The following is a 2,509-nucleotide window of genomic DNA, read 5'->3' as shown; positions in this document are numbered from 1 at the left end:
GAACAGGTGCGAGATATGGGGAATGGCAATTTCCACCCCGGCAGTCGACACCTGTGCGGGCAGCTCAATCTCCAACGTGGCGGCGGTGCCCTCCACCTCCGGGGCCCAGTAGGTGCGCCCGGCATCGCTGGTGTCACCCGCTGCGCGGTTGCGCGCCAGGGTGTCCAGTACGTCTTGCGCAGGAATGGTGTAGGCCGTGGCCGCGCCTGGGGCATAGACCCGCAGCGTGGCCGAGGCGGGCAGGCTTTTGACCAGCACGCCCAAGCGCAGGCCCACGGCCAGACCGGACTGGATGCTGATGGCCGCCACCTTGCCGCCTGCCGCCGTGGCCTGCCACTGCAGCAAGGCGGCCGTGCTGGCCAGCGTGCCGGTGGCAGCCACATCGCGGGGCAAACCGATTTGCTGGGGCACGCCCGTCTGCGCCACCAGGGGTTTGACCGCCGCCACCTTGGCCTGTGCCACATCGCCCAGGGCGATGGCGCGGGCCAGCACCTGCAACGCCGGGCGCGGCTGCAGAGGCGAAGCCGTACTGCCCGCCGTCTGGCGCATGGATTCGGCCTGCGCACCCGTGCCCGACAGCAGATTGGCCGCCGCCGATTTGGCCGTGGTGGTGGTCACCGCTGCGCATACCGCCGGGCTGCCACCGTCACTGCCGCCGCCACAACTGGCCAACAAGCCGGCCACGGCCACCAGGCCCATTCCGTTCCATCCACGCACCATATGTATCTCCTAAAAACTTTGAACCAATGTAGCCGTTAAGCGTGTCGCAAAGCCGTAATCGGCTGTAAGCGCGACGCCCGCCGTGCCGGGTAAAACCCAAAAAACACCCCCACTGCGGCCGAAAACCCCACCGCCAGGGCAATCGAGGCCAGCGTCATGCTCACCTGCCAGCCCGCTGTGTGCCCCACGGCCCAGGTGGCCAGGGCCCCCAACAGCACGCCCGCCGCACCGCCCAGCAAACTGAGCGTCACAGCCTCAACCAGAAACTGCACCAGGATATCCCGCCCGCGCGCACCCACCGCCATGCGCAGGCCGATTTCGCGGGTGCGCTCGGTCACGCTGACCAGCATGATGTTCATGATGCCAATGCCGCCGATCAGCAGGCTGATGCCCGCCACCGCGGCCAATAGTAAGGTCATGGTGCGGCTGGACTGCTCTTGCGCCTCCAGAATCTCACTCAAATTGCGGATGGTGAAAGTGTCGTCGGCACTGGCCTCCACCTTGAAGCGTTGGCGCAGCAGCTCGCGGATGTTGTCCTCGGCCACCTGCATGCTCTGGCCTTCGCGCACCTTCACGTTAATGGCCCAGACCCGCTTCACATTGCCCGGCGAGCCGCCTTGCAGCCGGTTGCGGTAGGTGGAAATGGGCAGCACCAGAATGTCGTCCTGGTCCTGCCCAATGGAGTTTTGCCCCTTGCGGCTGAGTACGCCGACGATCTTCACCGGCACGGTGCGTACCCGCACAATTTGGTCGATGGGGTCGGCATCGCCAAACAGCTCTTGCGCCACGGTGCTGCCGATCAGGCCGACCTTGGCCGAGCCTTGCAGCTCGGCATCCTCAAACGCCCGGCCGGCGGCCAGCGGCCATTCGCGGGCCTCTAGATAGTCGTTATTCGTGCCAAAGATGGTGGTACTCCAGTTGGCATTGTTGGCCACCACCTGGGCCATGGTGCGCGAGGACGGCGCGGCCACCTGCACCTCGGGCACCTCTACCTGGATGGCGGTGGCGTCTTCTTCGGTGAGGCGGCTGCGGGTCTGCGCACCCTGGCGCACGCCCGCTGCCGTGGCCCCGCCGGGCAGCACCAGCATGATGTTGGAGCCCAGGCCCTTCATCTGCTCCTGCACCCGGTCGGTAGCGCCGCGCCCCACCGCCACCATGGTGATCACTGCCGCCACGCCGATGATGATGCCCAGCATGGTCAACAGGCTGCGCAGCGCATTCGAAGCCAGCGCCCGCCAGGCACTGCGCAGCGCGGCCATGCCGTTCATCTGGGCACGGCCGCCGTGGGCCTGGCCGTCCCGCACGACGGCCCGGTGCAAAGTGTCCGAGACGCGCCGCATGTCCTCCACGATCTGCCCGTCCTTAAACACAATCTTGCGCCGGGCCCAGGCCGCAATGTCGGCCTCGTGCGTCACGAGCACCACGGTGATGCCCTGGCCGTTCAGGTCGGCCAGCAGCTGCATCACTTCCTCAGAGGTCTGGCTGTCCAGCGCGCCGGTGGGCTCGTCGGCCAGGATCAGCTGCGGCTGGTTCACCAGGGCCCGCGCAATCGCCACCCGCTGCTGCTGCCCGCCCGACAGTTCGGCGGGCGTGTGGTGCATGCGCTCACCCAGCCCCACGCGCTGCAAGGCGGCCTCTGCCAGCACCCGGCGCTGCGCCGCAGGCAACCCGGCATAGACCAGCGGCAGCTCCACGTTTTCCAATGCGCTGGCGCGGGGCAGCAGGTTGAACTGCTGGAACACAAAGCCGATGCGCTGGTTGCGGATGCGGGCCAGCGCATCCGCATTCA

Annotated in this window: 1 protein-coding gene and 1 pseudogene; both read right to left on the bottom strand. The window is 67.4% G+C overall.

Features of this window, described 5'->3' with window-relative positions:
- Nucleotides 1-720, bottom strand: a pseudogene (locus ABI213_RS16685) (hypothetical protein); the annotation flags it as partial.
- A gap of 35 nt (nucleotides 721-755) precedes the next feature.
- The coding region (locus ABI213_RS16680; RefSeq protein WP_348027931.1) for an ABC transporter permease at nucleotides 756-2,509 on the bottom strand (1,754 nt) is incomplete at its 5' end.

It is taken from the genome of Rhodoferax sp., from assembly GCF_039922535.1.
Lineage (GTDB): Bacteria > Pseudomonadota > Gammaproteobacteria > Burkholderiales > Burkholderiaceae_C > Rhodoferax_B.
Note: the sequence above shows the minus strand (reverse complement) of the source record. Positions and strands in the feature narration are given on the sequence as shown.